General features: G+C 50.0%; 12 protein-coding genes. 5 read left to right on the top strand and 7 right to left on the bottom strand.

The features are described from left to right. Positions 1 to 8 precede the first annotated feature (8 nt). Positions 9 to 932 carry a phospholipase A gene (locus J3369_RS14280; protein ID WP_349588047.1) on the top strand — a complete coding sequence of 308 codons (924 nt, stop codon included), beginning with the start codon at positions 9 to 11 and terminating at the stop codon, positions 930 to 932. 6 nt (positions 933 to 938) lie between these two features. On the opposite strand, the gene J3369_RS14285 is transcribed toward J3369_RS14280, so the two are convergent. From J3369_RS14285 to J3369_RS14295, 3 genes are all read right to left on the bottom strand, one after another. Next, positions 939 to 1,850, bottom strand: coding sequence for a histone deacetylase family protein (locus J3369_RS14285; RefSeq protein ID WP_349588050.1), 912 nt, complete (start codon positions 1,848 to 1,850; stop codon positions 939 to 941). 60 nt (positions 1,851 to 1,910) lie between these two features. Continuing rightward, positions 1,911 to 3,533, bottom strand: a complete 1,623-nt coding sequence (locus J3369_RS14290; RefSeq protein ID WP_349588053.1) for a methyl-accepting chemotaxis protein — start codon at positions 3,531 to 3,533, stop codon at positions 1,911 to 1,913. A 208-nt stretch (positions 3,534 to 3,741) separates the two neighbouring features. Further along, positions 3,742 to 4,764 carry a zinc-binding alcohol dehydrogenase family protein gene (locus J3369_RS14295; protein WP_349588056.1) on the bottom strand — a complete coding sequence of 341 codons (1,023 nt, stop codon included), beginning with the start codon at positions 4,762 to 4,764 and terminating at the stop codon, positions 3,742 to 3,744. 336 nt (positions 4,765 to 5,100) lie between these two features. Between J3369_RS14295 and katG the strand changes: the two genes are divergently transcribed. Both katG and J3369_RS14305 read left to right on the top strand, forming a co-directional pair. Further along, positions 5,101 to 7,269 carry a catalase/peroxidase HPI gene (katG, locus tag J3369_RS14300; protein ID WP_502877470.1) on the top strand — a complete coding sequence of 723 codons (2,169 nt, stop codon included), beginning with the start codon at positions 5,101 to 5,103 and terminating at the stop codon, positions 7,267 to 7,269. A 227-nt stretch (positions 7,270 to 7,496) separates the two neighbouring features. Further along, positions 7,497 to 8,543, top strand: coding sequence for an NAD(P)-dependent alcohol dehydrogenase (locus J3369_RS14305; RefSeq protein ID WP_303573049.1), 1,047 nt, complete (start codon positions 7,497 to 7,499; stop codon positions 8,541 to 8,543). A gap of 164 nt (positions 8,544 to 8,707) precedes the next feature. Here J3369_RS14305 and J3369_RS14310 read toward each other — a convergent pair whose 3' ends face one another. The 3 genes from J3369_RS14310 to guaB form a co-directional block, all read right to left on the bottom strand. Further along, positions 8,708 to 9,271, bottom strand: a complete 564-nt coding sequence (locus J3369_RS14310; RefSeq protein WP_349588062.1) for a DVUA0089 family protein — start codon at positions 9,269 to 9,271, stop codon at positions 8,708 to 8,710. 272 nt (positions 9,272 to 9,543) lie between these two features. Then, positions 9,544 to 11,121 carry a glutamine-hydrolyzing GMP synthase gene (gene guaA / locus J3369_RS14315; protein WP_349588064.1) on the bottom strand — a complete coding sequence of 526 codons (1,578 nt, stop codon included), beginning with the start codon at positions 11,119 to 11,121 and terminating at the stop codon, positions 9,544 to 9,546. A 73-nt stretch (positions 11,122 to 11,194) separates the two neighbouring features. Further along, complete coding sequence (gene guaB, locus J3369_RS14320) at positions 11,195 to 12,664, bottom strand: IMP dehydrogenase (RefSeq protein WP_349588067.1); 1,470 nt, start codon at positions 12,662 to 12,664, stop codon at positions 11,195 to 11,197. A 103-nt stretch (positions 12,665 to 12,767) separates the two neighbouring features. Here guaB and xseA point away from each other — a divergent pair, with 103 nt between their 5' ends. Both xseA and J3369_RS14330 read left to right on the top strand, forming a co-directional pair. After that, positions 12,768 to 14,123: an exodeoxyribonuclease VII large subunit gene (xseA, locus tag J3369_RS14325; protein WP_349588069.1), complete on the top strand. Its 1,356-nt coding sequence runs from the start codon at positions 12,768 to 12,770 to the stop codon at positions 14,121 to 14,123. Positions 14,124 to 14,197: 74 nt separating this feature from the next. Further along, positions 14,198 to 15,304 carry a hypothetical protein gene (locus tag J3369_RS14330; protein WP_349588072.1) on the top strand — a complete coding sequence of 369 codons (1,107 nt, stop codon included), beginning with the start codon at positions 14,198 to 14,200 and terminating at the stop codon, positions 15,302 to 15,304. 9 nt (positions 15,305 to 15,313) lie between these two features. Here the strand turns inward: J3369_RS14330 and der are convergent, their stop codons facing one another. Beyond that, complete coding sequence (gene der, locus J3369_RS14335) at positions 15,314 to 16,759, bottom strand: ribosome biogenesis GTPase Der (protein WP_119502006.1); 1,446 nt, start codon at positions 16,757 to 16,759, stop codon at positions 15,314 to 15,316. Positions 16,760 to 16,762 lie beyond the last annotated feature (3 nt).

The following is a 16,762-nucleotide window of genomic DNA, read 5'->3' on the forward strand; positions in this document are numbered from 1 at the left end:
ATTATACGATGAAAATTTGCCGTTACTCAACTCTGCCCGCTCTGTTACTGACAGCAGTATTATGCAAAGGTGCGTATGCGCAGGAGGAAGCGGATAAATCATCCACCGATGCGCAGAAAGATGCTCCGGGTATGCTCAGTTCACGTTTCGAAGCCGACCACCGGGCACTGGATAATTACTTTGCCATCACACAGTACCAGACCAACTACCTTTTACCTGTTACCTATGTGACCAACCCGAACTCCGCCGGTAATCAGGATCTCACTCCTGAAAATGTTGATAACAGCGAAGCCAAGTTTCAGTTAAGTGTAAAACTGCCCCTGTATCTGCGGGGCGACACGGCCGATGGTATGTATTTCGGTTTCACTCTGACCTCGTTCTGGCAACTGTATAACAGCGAAGTATCGAAACCCTTTCGGGAAACCAATTATCAGCCTGAAGTGTTTTATCAGCAGGAAGCCGACATTACCCTGCTGGGATACGACTTTAACGCCTTCCAGGTAGGTTTTAATCATATGTCGAACGGACAGAGTGGCGAGCGCTCCCGCAGCTGGAACAGAATTTTTGCCTCGGTATTGTTCAGTGATTTTGATGACGTGTATTACCTGAAAGCCTGGTATCGCATACCCGAAGAAACCAAAGTGGACGAAAACGATCCTGCCGGCGACGATAATCCGGATATCAATGATTATTACGGCCGCATGGAATTGGGTTACGGCACCCGTCTTGGCAACTTCAAGGTGCTGGCCCTGTTACGCAATAACCTGAATTTCGGACACAACAGAGGCAGTATTCAGCTGAACCTGACCTATCCCCTTTCAAACCGGTACGAATTGCTGCTGCAATACTTTAACGGTTACGGCGACTCACTGATTGACTACAACCGCAGCCAGGAACGCATAGGTCTGGGCTTCCAGTTAACCTTCCTGTAGGTGATTTTACCGGATGACACCTGCCGCTCTGAACAGTTGCAGGTGTACATCTACCAGCGCAGCGATATCGCGCTGATAGCCACCGCCGATCACACAAGCTACCGGCAGCCCTTTTTGCTTACACATATCCAGCACCATTTTGTCTCTGGCCAGAACACCCGGTGTGGTGATATGCAGGTGCCCTAAATCATCATTGATGTGTACGTCGACGCCGGCATCGTAAATAACGAAATCAGGTGAACACTGTCGAAACGCTAAGTGCAGCGTTTCATCAAGCGTCGTCAGGTACTCATCGTCCCCGGTGCCTTTCGCCAGCCCGATATCAATGTCTGAAGTTTGTTTGCGGTGAGGAAAGTTCTTCTCACCGTGCACTGATACGGTAAACACCGAGTCGTCATGCTCAGCCAGTTTGGCTGTACCGTCCCCCTGATGCACATCAAGATCGATGATCATCACCGTATCGCAATCATCACGGGCCTGTGCCCTCTTCGCTGCCAGATACAAATCGTTAAATAAGCAAAATCCCGAACCGGAATCAGCAAAAGCGTGGTGATAACCACCGGTAAGATTAAGTGCCAGTCCGTATTCCTGTGCCAGTGCGGCTGTCAGACAGGTCCCGCTGACAGCGGTGAGGGAACGGCGGATTAATTGCTCTGACCAGGGGAAACCTATTCTGCGCATGGCCTTGTGATCAAGGGTGCCGCCGCAAAGTGCGCTGACATAGTCTTGCTGGTAAGTTGCCGTCAGATCAGCGGTTGTCAGCGCTTCAGGGGTAGTGAAATGGCCGGGTGGCACGCCGCGGGCTACCAGCGCATCATGGATCCCCTGATATTTTTCGATGGGAAAGCGGTGTCTGACCGGCAGGTCAAGCTGACTGTAAACAGGATGAAAAACTAACGGAGGATAGGGCAAATTCATAAGCGGCTGACTGCGTTTTCTTATACGTTAACATGAGCCGGCCGCTTTGTTGTAGTCCGGTTAATGTGTCAGTGACATCACCACCTGCTTCACATTTCCTTCCATTTCTCTCACGGCATCTGAAATATCGTTTCTGCGTGACAGGGCATGATACTTTTCTGACGATGTCACAGAATTATTGATAACCTGTTCAACCTGTTTAAGCACCGCTTCCTGTTCGTCAGCAGCTTCATTCAGTACAACGACAACGCTGGCAGTTTCCTGTATATCTTTCACCACCAGATTCAGTGTTTCCAGTGCCGCGGCCGCTTCTCTGGCATTCACATCTGCCAGCGATTTACCGGATTGCATGGCCACTACCGCACCCTGCGCTTCAGACTCAAAGCTTGAAAGAATGCCGTTGATTTCCCGCGTTGACTGCTGGGTTTTGGCTGCCAGTGCCCGCACTTCGTCGGCAACCACTGCAAACCCCCTGCCATGCTCCCCTGCTCTGGCTGCTTCAATAGCCGCATTCAGAGCCAGCAAGTTGGTCTGGTCGGCAATTTCATTGATGACATTAACGACTTTGAGGATGTTATTGCTGCGTGATTGCAGGGCATCAACAATGTCACTGGACTGATTTACTGTCTCTGCAAGTTGCCTGAAGCCGTCATTAGCTTTTGAAAAGGTGGCGTAACAGGCAGCAACATTGGTTTCAGAGCTGTTAGTGGCGACGGCCACCTGGTCGGTGATGGCAACCAGACTCTGTACAATTTCTTTCAGTTTATCGGTACTGCTGTCCAGCGACTGACTGGTCTGGTGCTGTTCTTCTGCGCCGGCCAGAATAGCCTGACTCACATCACTCAGCGTAATAACAGCGTGGGCAACCTGAGACTCAGCTTGTTTGAGTTGTTCAACTGAACCCCGCAACTTGTCCTGTAACGAGCGTGCAGAATCCGCCAGCGAACCCAGTTCGTGCCCGCTGCGGTAATCAAGCTTGTAGTCATACCGGCTTTTTGCCAGAGCCGCAATGCAGGCTGCGATTTGCTTAACCGGTTTAATGACCTGTTTACGTAAACGTTGTACCACATACCAGGTAGTCAGTGCCGATAACACCAGTGCAGCGATCAGGATCATCCATAATGTGCGGCGGGTATCCGTTCTCAGGCTTTCAAAAGCATTGAAAGACTGCTCAGCGATGTTTGCTGCCACCGCTTCAAGTAATTCAGCAGGTTTGCGGTCAATGCCTTTCACGTAGGCGTCTGCCACTTTAGCATCGTAACCCGCTGCCACGAACGCGTCGAAGCCTTCACGGTACTTTTCTGCCATATGATTATGGGCATCCAGAAATTCACGAATGGTGCTTCTGGCTTCCGTACTTATCGCCTGATTCGTTAATAACTTGCGAAACCCCTCCTGCACGTCAGCTTCCCGTTGCTGAAACCGCTGCCAGTACTTTTCCCTGTTGTCATCGTCATAACCACGCAGCAAGGTGTTTTTCCATTCCTGTACCTGCGTTTTAAAGGTATTCAGAATAGCTGTTACATCACGCTCTGACTGAACCAGGCTGTTTTCCAGTTCATCAAAATGGTTGAGTAAGGCAAAAGATTTATACAGTGATGCAGAGTTAAGCATCACTAAGATAATAAGTGCTGCCATCACGGGTGTCATGACAAGCCGGCTGATACTGGAATATTTCAACATGGGAACCTGGTAAAACGCTTTTCGGGTAAATGTAATACTGAATCATTTAGACGAAAGTATTAGATGGTGTTTTTATGACAGCAACATGACAGCAGGTTGCGAATGTCAGTTGAGGGAGTATGAAAAAGGGAAAGTCAGTATGTGCATTTATACGGAAGGTAGCGGCGAACCGGAACAATTCGCCGCCGGAAGTGATTGAATCTCAGGGTTATTCGGTTTCGAACGGTGCCAGTACCAGTTTGCCGATGGCTGAACCACTTTCAAGGATTTGATGGGCTCTGAACAGATTAGCGGCATTGAGCGGGCCCAAATGCTGGCCGAGTGTGGTTTGAAGCTCCCCCGCATTAAGCATTTTGCTCACATCGCTGAGGATTTCATGTTGTTTAAGCATGTCACTGGTATTGAACAGAGAGCGGGTGTACATAAACTCCCAGTGAAGCGAAATACTCTTGCGCTTTAACAGACCGATATCCAGCGGACCCGGATCGTCAATCAAACCGAACTTGCTTTGCGGCTTCATCAAATCAGCCAGCGCAGCAATATGCGACTGCGTATGCGTGAGGCTGGCAACATAGTCAACACCCTCTATTGACAATGCTTCGTACTGCGGAGCCAGAGGTTGTGAATGGTCGAGTACATGATGTGCGCCCATTTTACTCACCCATTCCTTCGTTTCCGGTCTGGATGCCGTGGCAACAACAGTCAGACCGGTAAGCTTACGGGCAAGCTGAATAAGAATGGAACCCACACCACCGGCAGCACCGGTGACAAGCAGCACTTTATCTTTACTTTCTTCACCCGGGGCAACTTCAAGACGATCGAACAACAGCTCCCACGCCGTCAGTGAAGTCAGTGGCATGGCCGCAGATTCAACATCAGACAGCCCTTCGGGTGCCAGCGCAACAATACGCTCATCCACCAGCTGATATTCCGCATTGGTACCGCTACGGGAAATATCTCCGGCATAAAATACCTTATCGCCTTTTTTGAACAACGACGCATCGCTGCCTGTGGATTCAACGATACCCACCGCGTCCCATCCGAGGATTTTTACCTCATCAGCCGGAGGAGACACACTACGACGAATTTTGGTATCTACCGGATTCACTGAAACGGCAAGCACTCTCACCAGCAGATCTCTTCCTGCCGGCACAGGAGTTGCCATATTGATTGCCTGAATTGCGTTTTCAGTCAGCGTTTCAGACGCCTGCTTGTAACCATATGCGCGCATGTTTTATCCCTTTGTTCAGCAAACTGCTCTACATGAATGTGCTACACGATAACGCTTCCTGACACGCAGACGCCAGAGGAAAATCGTCGCAGTTGCTCAATAACGGGATAACATGACTCTTAATTAAAGTTAATAAATTGTTAATTCACAAATGATAAAAACAGATTGAAGTAATCGGTTTATCCAATTTTCTCTTATCACGAATCTGAATCATATTCTTATGGCCTGAAGTGTGACCAGAAACTATTCAATAAGGATAAACACATGAAAATGAAACTCTTACCCGTTGTTGCAGCTATCGCCATGGCATTATCGCCAAATGTGTACTCTGCCACTATGGATCAAAATGCGAAAGTAGTGGGCGAAGCCCCGAAAGGCAACAAATTCTGGTGGCCGGAACAACTGGACCTGTCCCAGTTACGTGCCCACGGTGTTGCATCGAACCCTTACGGCGAAAACTTTAATTACGCAAAAGCGTTTGAATCACTGGATTTAAATGCCGTTAAAGCCGATATCCGCGAAGTGCTTACCTCTTCACAACCCTGGTGGCCAGCAGACTATGGTCATTACGGTCCGTTCTTTATCCGAATGGCGTGGCACGCAGCCGGTACTTACCGGACTGTTGACGGACGCGGCGGTGCCGGTGGCGGTCAGCAACGTTTCGACCCGCTGAACAGCTGGCCGGATAACGCTAATCTGGATAAAGCACGTCGTCTATTATGGCCAATCAAACAAAAATATGGCCGTAACATTTCCTGGGGTGATTTAATGGCCCTTACCGGTAACGTGGCACTGGAAGACATGGGCTTTAAAACCTATGGTTTCGCCGGCGGCCGTGTGGACGACTGGGAACCGGATCATGTTTACTGGGGCCCGGAAGAAGAAATGCTTACCGATCAGCGCCGGGACGAGAAAGGTAACCTGAAAGGTCCTCTGGCTGCGGTAGAAATGGGTCTGATTTACGTCAATCCGGTTGGACCTCACGGCAAGCCTGATCCGATTGCTGCTGCCCGTGACATCCGTATGTCTTTCGGCCGCATGGCTATGAATGATGAAGAAATCGTAGCGCTTATCGCGGGTGGTCACACTTTTGGTAAAGCTCACGGAGCCAAAAAAGCAGACTGTCTGGGTAAAGAACCTGCTGCCGGTGATCTGGAAGACCAGGGCTTTGGCTGGAAAAACAGCTGTGGCAAAGGTAATGCAGAAGACACGATGACCAGCGGACTGGAAGGTGCCTGGACGGTTACGCCGACGCAGTGGACAACAAATTATCTGGATAACCTGTTTGGTTTCGAATGGAAACAAACAAAGAGCCCTGCCGGCGCTATTCAGTGGATCCCTACTGCAGAATCCGCGGCGAACATGGTTCCTGACGCCCACGTTCAGGGTAAACGTCACGCTCCTATCATGTTTACCACTGACCTTGCGCTGAAAGAAGATCCTGAATTCCGTAAGATTGCTAAACGCTTCCAGCAGAATCCGGAAGACTTTGAACTGGCCTTCGGCAAAGCCTGGTTCAAACTGAACCACCGTGATCTCGGACCGAAAGCCCGTTATCTGGGTGCTGAAATCCCGGCTGACGACCTTATCTGGCAGGATCCAATTCCTCAAGTTGACCACAAGCTGGTTTCAGACAAACAAGCTAAACAACTGAAGAAGGACATTCTGAAGTCAGATCTGTCTGTACAGGAATTAGTGCGTGTCGCCTGGGCGTCTGCAGCCAGCTACCGTGATACAGATATGCGCGGTGGTGTAAACGGTGCCCGTATTGCTCTTGCTCCGCAAAAGGACTGGGCAATTAATAATCCGGCAGAAGTACAAAAAGTGCTGGGCAAGCTGAAAGACATTCAGGCCGGTTTCAATAAGAAATCGAAGAAGGTCAAAATTTCTCTGGCCGATATGATTGTGCTGGCAGGTGCAGCGGGTGTTGAACAGGCAGCGAAAGACGCCGGTGTTGACGTGACCGTTCCGTTCATTCCGGGTCGTATGGATGCCACACAGGAAATGACAGATGTTGAGTCGTTCGCGGTACTGGAACCGACTGCTGATGCTTTCCGTAACTACTGGGCTGAAAGCAACTACCGCTCACCGGCTGTAATGATGGTCGATAAGGCAGATATGCTGTCACTGAGTGTGCCTGAAATGACAGTCCTGCTGGGCGGAATGCGTGCCATGAACGCAAACGCTGACGGTTCAGCCCATGGTGTACTGACAGGCAACCCCGGTCAGCTGACAAACGATTTCTTCGTTAATCTGCTGGATATGTCTACAGAATGGAAAAAGTCAGAAGATGATGCAGCCATTTATGTAGGTACAGACCGTACTTCAGGCGAACAGAAATGGACTGCCACACCGGTTGACCTGATTTTCGGTTCTAACACTGAGTTACGGGCCATTGCTGAAGTGTACGGCTCTGAAGATGCGAAAGAGAAGTTTGTTACCGACTTCGTAGATGCCTGGGTAAAAGTAATGCGCAACGATCGCTTTGATCTGAAACGCAGCTAATTCCCGCCCTTTATATACCTCGTTAAACCATGCCCCCGCTAAGGGGGCATTTTTATTTCCCCGCTTATGAATGAACCTGTCAGCAGGTCTTTCCGTAAAACCTCCGGCAATTTGCACAATCAGGCAATCATTAAAGAGCATCAGGCATGCACAGCCCGGGTGTTTTTATTTAAAATTTCCGTTATCAGGATATGCCTGAAAATGTAACGACAAATGAGGCTATAGTTATGAAAACAATTGGATATGCGGCTCACTCGTCAGACGCCCACATGGTTCCTTATCATTTCGAAAGACGGAATCTGCGCGACAATGACGTGGCCATCGAAATTCTTTATAGCGGCGTTTGCCACTCTGATCTTCACACCGTAAACGGCGACTGGGGCGACCAGCCTTATCCGTTAGTACCGGGACACGAAATCGTCGGTAAAGTCATAGAAGTTGGCGCAGACGTTAAAAACTACAAAGTGGGCCAGCACGTAGCTGTAGGCTGTATGGTCGACAGCTGTCAGTCCTGCGACCAGTGTGACCACGGTGAAGAGCAATTTTGTCGCAATGGTATGACGCCCACTTACGGCGCACCGGACCGTATCAGCGGTGAAATTACTCAGGGCGGGTACTCAAAGCACATTGTTGTGCGCGAAGAATTCGTTCTGAATGTACCTGAATCATTAGATCTGGCCCGTACTGCACCTATTCTTTGTGCTGGTATCACCACTTTTTCTCCTCTGCGTACCTGGGGCGTTAAAGAAGGCAGCCGCGTAGGCGTAATTGGCCTGGGTGGTCTGGGTCATATGGCGGTTAAACTGGCAGTGGCCATGGGCGCAGAAGTAACCGTTCTCAGCCGTTCAAATTCTAAGGAAGAGCAGGCAAAAGCGCTGGGCGCGAGTGGAATTCTGGCTTCTACTGACGAGAGCGCAATGCAGGAAGCTGGTTCATCATTTGATTTAATCATCGACACGGTGCCGGTTAAGCATGATGTAGATGTTTACATGCCACTTCTCGACATTGACGGTACGCTGGCTATTGTTGGTCAGGTTGGCCCCATGGAAGATTTTATGACCATGCCGTTAGTAATGGGCCGCCGCCGCGTAGCAGGCTCTCTGATTGGCGGTATCAGGGAAACTCAGGAAGTACTGGATTTCTGTGCTGAGCACAACATTCACCCTGAATGTGTGATGATTAAAGCTGATGAAGTGAATGATGCATTCGCAAGTCTGGCAAAAGGTGACGTAGCCCACCGTTATGTGATTGATATGTCGAGTCTGGAAGTGTAGTCGACTGATACACCGGCCCTACAAATGAAACAGGCCAGTCAGTACATTGCTGACTGGCCTTTTTTCATAATCCAACCGGAAATATTTCTGTCTACGTGAAGGACGGGGCAAGCAAAATAAAAAAGCCCGCGTTAGCGGGCTTCGGTAAATAATGCGGGCTGTACTTATTTGAACTTACGTTTAAACGCTAATCCCATCAGACTCAGGCTTAAAATCGCCAGAGATGACGGCTCAGGTACACCAACAGGTGTTGCCGGGCTTGCTGTCAGAATGGCATTAGCACCATAAGTATCTGTGTCACCAACAGCAACTACAATTGATGCTAACCCGGTCATACTATTTGTATTCAGACCAGAGATTGCTTCTGACATACTTAAACTAAAATCAGAAATTGCCAGCACATAAGAACCAGCAGAGAGGAAGAGCTCGTCGATCAGCGCGTTATCAAAGGAGCCGGCCGCACCACAAAATGAATCAGGGCAAGAGTCATCGTCATCAGCCAGATAATCTGAAGCATCCAGTGAGCCGTCATCTACGAACAAATACAGTTCCGGATCGATTGTCGGACCCATTGTATATAAGTCAAAGATACCTTCACTGGTAACAGTGAAATACATGTAACCCACTGAGCCTTCACCAGATGCAGTAATGTTGAAATCCTGAGAAATCAATGCTGCATTGCCTGAACCCGCGAACAAAAGTGCAAACCATAAAACCATTCTTTTCATAATACTTCCTCAACTTCTGTAATTTATGAATATCTATAATAACCAACTCAACCTTGACAAAGCATTAAAGATGCCAAAATTAAACAATTGATAATTATAGGTTTTTATAAACTCAATTCTGAGATTGTAAAAATTACAGACAATTTTAAGCCGTGAATACGGACTATCATTCATTTCTCGTTGTGCGCTTTTCATTTCACAAATACAAAAAAGCCCTGCATTTGCAGGGCTATACATTATTTGAACGCTGTCATTAAGACTAATGAGAGAACTTATTCCCACTCAATCGTAGCAGGCGGCTTACCGGAGATATCGTAAACCACGCGGGAAATGCCGTCGATTTCGTTGATGATGCGGTTAGACACTTTACCTAAGAAATCATATGGCAGGTGCGCCCAGTGTGCGGTCATGAAGTCGATGGTTTCAACCGCACGCAGGGAAACTACCCAGTCGTATTTACGGGCATCGCCCATTACGCCAACAGAGCGCACTGGCAGGAACACGGTGAATGCCTGACTGACTTTGTGGTAAAGGTCAGCGTTGTGCAATTCTTCAATGAAGATCGCATCGGCACGACGCAGCAGATCACAGTATTCTTTCTTAATTTCACCCAGTACACGTACGCCCAGGCCAGGACCAGGAAACGGGTGACGATAAAGCATGTCGTACGGCAGACCGAGCTCAAGACCAATCTTACGCACTTCGTCTTTAAACAGTTCGCGCAGCGGCTCTACCAGACCCATTTTCATGTCTTCCGGCAAACCACCAACGTTGTGGTGGGATTTGATAACGTGGGCTTTACCGGTAGCAGAGCCGGCTGATTCAATCACGTCAGGATAGATAGTGCCCTGTGCCAGCCACTTGGCATTCTTAAGCCTGGAGGCTTCTTCATCGAATACTGCAACGAATTCGTTGCCGATGATTTTACGTTTTTTCTCTGGATCCGCTTCACCGCCAAGACGAGCCAGGAAGCGCTCTTCCGCATCTACTTTGATGATGTTCAGGCCGAAGTGGTCACCAAACATATCCATCACCTGCTGGCCTTCGTTTAAGCGCAGCAGACCGTTATCCACAAATACGCAGGTCAGTTTGTCACCGATGGCGCGATGGATAAGCATGGCAACCACAGAGGAATCCACACCGCCAGACAAGCCAAGAATGACTTCATCGTCGCCGACTTTTTCTTTGATGCGTTCAATGGCATCTTCGATGATGGCGCCAGGCGTCCACAATTTCTCACAGCCACAAATATCCATCACGAACTGTTTCAGCAAGCGCAGTCCCTGACGGGTGTGGGTGACTTCCGGGTGAAACTGTACGCCGTAGAAACGTTTTGCTTCGTTGTACATGGCCGCATGAGGGCAGGACGGCGTATGTGCGATGGTTTCGAATCCTTCCGGAATCGTCGCCACTTTATCGCCGTGACTCATCCACACGTCCAGCAGCGCGTTGCCGTTTTCACCGATGTGGTCTTCAATCTGTGCCAGCAGATCAGTAGCTTTTAATACCTCAACCTGCGCGTAACCAAATTCACGCTTGTTAGAGCCCTGAACACTGCCGCCCAGCTGCTCTGCCATAGTCTGCATGCCGTAACATACGCCGAGAACCGGTACACCAGCTTCAAACACATATTCGGGTGCGCGTGGAGAGTTCAGTTCAGTGACTGACTCAGGGCCGCCCGACAGAATAATGCCGTCAGGCTTGAATCCGCGAATTTGTTCTTCGGTCACATCCCAGGCCCACAGCTCACAGTAAACACCGATCTCACGTACGCGACGTGCAATCAGTTGCGTGTACTGGGAACCGAAATCAAGAATGAGTATGCGCTGGCTATGAATGTTGGTAGTCATGTTTTTACCCGTTAAATAAAACAGAAAGGCTGGTAAGAAATACCAGCCTGACAAAATACTAGTTTAGCGGCGATTAGCCCAAACGGTAGTTTGGTGCTTCTTTGGTGATGCTCACATCGTGTACGTGAGACTCGCCCATACCGGCAGAAGTCACGCGCACAAACTGTGCTTTGGTGTTCATCGTCGGGATGTCTTCACAACCGGTCAGACCCATCGCAGAACGCAGGCCGCCCATTTGCTGATGGATGATGGTGGCGATTGGTCCTTTATAAGCAACACGGCCTTCGATACCTTCCGGTACCAGTTTCTCGGCGTTATCAGAAGCCTGGAAGTAACGGTCAGAAGAACCGTGACGCTGATTCATCGCGCCCAGTGAGCCCATACCACGGTAAGACTTGTAGTAACGGCCCTGATACAGTTCAACTTCACCCGGTGCTTCTTCGGTACCGGCCAGCATGCTACCAACCATTACGCAGCTTGCGCCGGCTGCCAGTGCTTTGGCGATGTCGCCGGAGAAACGGATACCGCCATCGGCGATAACCGGAATGCCGGTGCCGGCCAGCGCGTCTACGGCATCTGAAATCGCCGTAATCTGCGGTACACCACAACCGGTAACAATACGGGTGGTACAGATAGAACCCGGGCCAATACCGACTTTAACGCCATCAACTCCCGCATCAGCCAGCGCTTTGGCGCCTGCGGCTGTAGCAACGTTACCGGCAATGATTTGTAAATCCGGATAGGCGTCACGAATACGCTTCACCTGGCTGATTACGCCTTCAGAATGACCGTGTGAGGTATCGATAAGCAGAACGTCAACACCGGCTTCCACCAGCCCTTCGATGCGCTCATCAGTACCCGCGCCCACGCCAACCGCCGCGCCAACACGCAGACGACCACGGGAATCTTTACAGGCGTTTGGTTTGCTTTCCGCTTTCTGGAAATCTTTTACCGTGATAAGGCCGGTCAGCTTGAACGCATCGTCTACCACAAGGATTTTTTCGATGCGGTTAGCATGCATCAAATCAAGCACTTCTGCAGAATCAGCGCCTTCTTTCACGGTAACCAGTTTTTCTTTCGGCGTCATCACCTGACTGACAGGTAAATCCAGACGGTTCTGGAAGCGCATGTCGCGGCCAGTCACGATACCAATAAGATTATTTTCTGTATCGGTTACCGGAAAGCCGGAATAACCCAGCTTCTGGCTCATCGACAATACTTCGCCGATAGGGGTTGTCTGATCAACAGTCACCGGATCTGATACCACGCCGCTTTCGTATTTTTTCACTTCACGAACGTGATTGGCTTGCTCAGCCGGCTCCATGTTTTTGTGAATAAAGCCAATGCCGCCTTCCTGGGCAAGGGCTATCGCCAGACGTGCTTCCGTTACGGTATCCATTGAGGCAGACACCATAGGGATATTCAGCGAGACGCCGCGAGTCAGTTTGGTCTGGAGGTTTGCTGTGTGAGGCAGGACAGTAGAATGTCCCGGAACCAGCAATACATCATCAAAGGTAAGAGCTTCTTGAATGATTCTGAGCATGCAATAACACCTGAATAAGTGGATAGTTAATTGCGGCGCAATTGTAGTGTTTTTTCTAAATCAGGTAAACTCTATTTGTCCTAAACCTGATGATTTTTTAACTATGCTGTTTAATTCCCCGTCTACATCGCGCCAAATTCTTACTGTGACCAAGCTGAACCGGCTGGCAAGGACCGTACTGGAAGGCGAAATCGGCCTTGTCTGGTTGTCTGCGGAAATCTCTAATTTCGTCGCGGCCTCCTCGGGACACTGGTATTTCACCCTCAAGGATAACAAAGCCCAGGTACGGGCGGCCATGTTCAAGGGGTCGAACCGCTATGTAAAACAGCGCCCGAAGGAGGGCGACAAAGTGTTAGTTCGCGCTTCTGTGGGCTTGTATGAGCCACGGGGCGACTATCAACTTGTTATTGAACATCTTGAAGCTGACGGTGACGGCGCGCTGAAACAGGCCTTTGAGGCCCTGAAACTGAAATTACAGCGCGACGGCTTGTTTGACGCCGATGCGAAGCGCCCAGTCCCCCAGGTGATTAACAAAATCGGTGTGGTCACCTCCTCCGCCGGAGCTGCCTTGCACGATGTACTCACCGTGCTGAAACGACGCAGCCCGGCAACAGAAGTCATCGTGTATCCAACGCTGGTGCAGGGCGAACAGGCCCCTGCGCAAATTATCCATGCGCTGGAAACCGCGTACCATCGCGATGAGGTCGATGTCATACTGCTCACCCGGGGTGGCGGATCGCTGGAAGACTTATGGTGCTTTAATGATGAGGCGCTGGCCCATTGTATTTCTGCATCACCGGTGCCGGTGGTGAGTGCTGTGGGTCACGAAGTGGATGTAACCATTGCCGACTTTGTGGCAGACGTGCGCGCCCCTACTCCGTCTGCAGGTGCTGAGCTGTTGAGCCGGGATCAGAGCGAACGTCTGGCATTTGTGCAACAAAAAGCATCTGCACTTAGCCGTGCATGGCAGCAACAGTTCAGACAACAGCAACACCAGCTCGCCGTATTACAGCAGCGCCTGAAAGCGGTGCATCCGGAGCGACGTTTGCAAAGTCAGTCACAGTCTCTGGATCGCGCAGCACTGGCCCTGAGCCATGCTATGGAGTCACGAATTGCAGGTTATGCCACCAGGCTGAATAACTTGTTGCGCAGGCTGGACAGACAAAACCCCGCAAACCGGGTGGTCCGCCTGCAAGACCGTTGCAGCCAACTCGACAGCGCACTGAAAAAATCGGTGCAGCGCCTGCTTGAAAGTAAAAACAGGCAGTTGCAGGGTCAGGCACAATTACTGAATTCAGTGAGCCCGCTGCAAACACTAACACGTGGTTACAGCATCACTTTTGCTGACGAAAAGCCGGTGTTGTCAGCAGCGGAGGTCAGTGCGGGGGATGAAATCACCACCCGCCTTGCCAGTGGTGAAATTATCAGTAAGGTGACCACCGTGAAGAAAAGTCTGTGAAAAGACACTTGAGCACGGGCCGGGGTTAGGTCACACTAGCCCTCCCCTAATCCTTCCCGATATCAGGAATCTTTGTGAATAAGGTTTGCAGTCTGTTGCCACTGGTTTTGATAACCGGTTGTCAGCAAGTGCCAGAAAAACCCGCGCCCGCGCCTTCGTTTTTACCCAAATATCATGTTGCGGCTCCCGTAGCACTGTTTTCCACCTGGCCGGGCGAAACCATGAGTGCCCGCTGCCAACAGGTCAATACCACTGACCGTTGTATTGAAGATGCTATTGCCGGGAATGAATTTGCCGCTATTCTCAAAGAAAAGAACTGGTTTGATGATGTACTGACAGAGTCAAATGCCGCTGACTATGAAATCCTCATAGCATCGTTATCAGCACAGGTTGCTGATAACGATAGTGATGGCGTCTCACTTCACTCAGCTACAGCAGGCTTATGGCCGGCAAACACCACGCCGCATTATTTTACTGAATTCACCGTGCAATGGCGTGGTGTGGAAATAGACTCTCAACGATTTGAAACTTACTCGAAAACGGAAAAGCCTGTTATTGAACTTGCATCAGAAATACTGGACACCTGGTGGCTGGCGTCGCTGCGAAAATCTATTTTCTCTGCTGAATACCTTTTCACCGCGCTGGGTGCCAGCGACTACAATTCAGAGCTGGTCCTGCCTCAATCCATCGGCGAATTTATCCTTCAGGATACCCAGCATTATCCTGATCCGTTTAAAGGTATTATCAGCCGTTACAGCCACCCTGAATTTGATGACGCACTGATAGATATTACTGTCGGACCGGTGCTGATGAACTTATCCATGCCTGAATCCCAAAGGCTGCAGGCAGCACTGGAAGAAAATCTGAAAGAAGCGACACAGATGTCGGCCGCACAGGGACTTACGCTGATCACAGACAGCCCGGTATTAGCTTTCACGGTTAATTCGGCTTCACAACGCTTTAATGGTTACCGTATGGCCGTGCATGCAGAAAATGAACCCGGTGAGCCATTATTCGCGACGACTTATGTTTTTGAAATGAAAGATAAGCTGGTGACATTGTCCACCACATTTCCCCCCAGAATAGCTGATAATCTGGTGTCAGCGGCGCTGCCGGTCATTGAAGTACCGGGTGAATCCGCGCTGATGAAAACCATCAGAGGTATGTCATCAGCGCAATAGAGACGGGGCTTACTTCTTGCTTTTGTGGAACGCCATCATACGCTTACGTTTGCGCTGCTGCGCCAGCGTAAGCTGATTCTTCTTACCTTCAAACGGGTTCGCCCCTTCACGGAACTCTATTTTAATAGGCGTTCCCATCACTTTCAGTGACTTACGGTAATAGTTCATCAGATAACGTTTATAAGACCCCGGCAGATCGTCGACCTGATTGCCGTGGATCACGATAACCGGCGGGTTATAACCACCGGCGTGGGCGTATTTCATTTTCACACGGCGACCACGAACCATTGGAGGCTGGTGCTCTGCCTGAGCCATTTCCATGATTTGGGTAAGCATAGCCGTACCCACACGCTGGGTAGCACTGTCATACGCCTCAATCACTGACTCAAACAAATTACCCACACCGGAGCCGTGCAGAGCCGATATAAAATGCAAACGGGCAAAATCAATAAACCCGAGACGGCGATCAAGCTCCCGCTTGATATCATCTTTAATGTCTGTACTCAGACCGTCCCATTTATTCACTGCGACCACCAGAGAACGGCCGGAATTCAGAATGTAACCCAGTAAGCTGAGATCCTGATCCGCAATCCCTTCGCGGGCATCAATCACCATTAATACAACGTTGGCTTCTTCAATAGCCTGCAGTGTTTTAACAATAGAGAATTTTTCTACTGCATCAGCAACGCGCTTGCGGCGGCGCACACCGGCTGTATCAATAAGGATATACTCCCGCCCGTCACGCTCAAGAGGAATGTAAACACTGTCACGGGTAGTACCCGGCATATCGAACACAACCACACGGTCTTCACCCAGAATACGGTTGGTCAGCGTGGATTTACCCACATTGGGTTTGCCTACAATAGCCAGTTTAATCGGGAGGTTCTTCAGCCTTTCTAACTGCTGCTCAGCGTCCAGTTCTTCATGAACCTCTTTTGGCTGCACCTGCATGTCCGGAAACTCTTCCGCCAGAGGTGTCAGAGCCTGCTCCAGTAACAGAGAAACGCCACGGCCGTGAGCGGCAGCAATCTGGTGGATGGTGCCAAGACCCAGAGTATAGAAGTCAGCACTTTCACTGTCGCCGTCGATGCCGTCAACTTTGTTGGCAACGACAAACAGCTTCTTGTTCACTTTACGTAAGTGTTCTGCAATGCCGATATCCGCAGGTAACAAGCCAGCACGGGCATCAACGAGGAACAGAACCACATCTGCTTCATCAATAGCACGCAGCGACTGATGCGCCATTTCTGCATCAATCCCTTCTTCATCGCCGGTGATACCGCCGGTATCTACAACAATGAATTGCTTTTGCTCCCAGGTCGCCTGCCCGTATTTCCGGTCCCGGGTCAAACCGGGAAAGTCTGCAACCAGTGCATCACGGGTGTTGGTTAATCGGTTAAACAATGTAGATTTACCCACATTCGGGCGACCCACGAGGGCAACAACAGGCAACATGCT

Source organism: Alteromonas sp. NFXS44 (genome assembly GCF_040148705.1).
In the GTDB taxonomy this organism is placed as follows: Bacteria; Pseudomonadota; Gammaproteobacteria; order Enterobacterales; family Alteromonadaceae; genus Alteromonas.

What these genes read in the sequence shown, in the direction of transcription:
- J3369_RS14280 (WP_349588047.1), top strand. Translation starts at nt 9, where the DNA reads ATGAAAATTTGCCGTTACTCAACTCTGCCCGCTCTGTTACTGACAGCA.
- J3369_RS14285 (WP_349588050.1), bottom strand. Translation starts at nt 1,850, where the DNA reads ATGAATTTGCCCTATCCTCCGTTAGTTTTTCATCCTGTTTACAGTCAG.
- J3369_RS14290 (WP_349588053.1), bottom strand. Translation starts at nt 3,533, where the DNA reads ATGTTGAAATATTCCAGTATCAGCCGGCTTGTCATGACACCCGTGATG.
- J3369_RS14295 (WP_349588056.1), bottom strand. Translation starts at nt 4,764, where the DNA reads ATGCGCGCATATGGTTACAAGCAGGCGTCTGAAACGCTGACTGAAAAC.
- katG (WP_502877470.1), top strand. Translation starts at nt 5,101, where the DNA reads ATGGATCAAAATGCGAAAGTAGTGGGCGAAGCCCCGAAAGGCAACAAA.
- J3369_RS14305 (WP_303573049.1), top strand. Translation starts at nt 7,497, where the DNA reads ATGAAAACAATTGGATATGCGGCTCACTCGTCAGACGCCCACATGGTT.
- J3369_RS14310 (WP_349588062.1), bottom strand. Translation starts at nt 9,271, where the DNA reads ATGAAAAGAATGGTTTTATGGTTTGCACTTTTGTTCGCGGGTTCAGGC.
- guaA (WP_349588064.1), bottom strand. Translation starts at nt 11,121, where the DNA reads ATGACTACCAACATTCATAGCCAGCGCATACTCATTCTTGATTTCGGT.
- guaB (WP_349588067.1), bottom strand. Translation starts at nt 12,664, where the DNA reads ATGCTCAGAATCATTCAAGAAGCTCTTACCTTTGATGATGTATTGCTG.
- xseA (WP_349588069.1), top strand. Translation starts at nt 12,768, where the DNA reads ATGCTGTTTAATTCCCCGTCTACATCGCGCCAAATTCTTACTGTGACC.
- der (WP_119502006.1), bottom strand. Translation starts at nt 16,759, where the DNA reads ATGTTGCCTGTTGTTGCCCTCGTGGGTCGCCCGAATGTGGGTAAATCT.